1 protein-coding gene is annotated in these 309 nt (G+C 66.7%); it reads right to left on the reverse strand.

Annotation, left to right across the window (positions count from 1 at the left end):
* On the reverse strand, positions 1-297 hold a 297-nt coding region (locus MOV74_RS40480), incomplete at its 3' end, for an ATP-binding cassette domain-containing protein (RefSeq protein WP_246933144.1).
* Positions 298-309: the final 12 nt, after the last annotated feature.

The following is a 309-nucleotide window of genomic DNA, read 5'->3' on the forward strand; positions in this document are numbered from 1 at the left end:
CAGCGCCACGTTCTGGAAGGTGCGGCCGATGCCGATTTCCGCGATCCGGTGCGGCGGCCGCGTCAGGATGCTGGCGCCTTCCATCAGGATGTCGCCGGACGACGGCTGATAAAGCCGCGAGAGGCAGTTGAACAGCGTGGTCTTGCCGGCGCCGTTGGGGCCGATCAAGCCGAGGATCTGGCCCTTGTGCATGTCAAAGGACACGCCGTTGAGCGCGATGATGCCGCCGAACACGACGCTGACGTCGCGAACCGCGAGCAGGGGCGATGTCCCCTGCGCGAGCTGTGCCTGCGTCATCTCGTCTCGCCC

Source organism: Bradyrhizobium sp. SHOUNA76 (assembly GCF_023006445.1).
Lineage (GTDB): Bacteria > Pseudomonadota > Alphaproteobacteria > Rhizobiales > Xanthobacteraceae > Bradyrhizobium.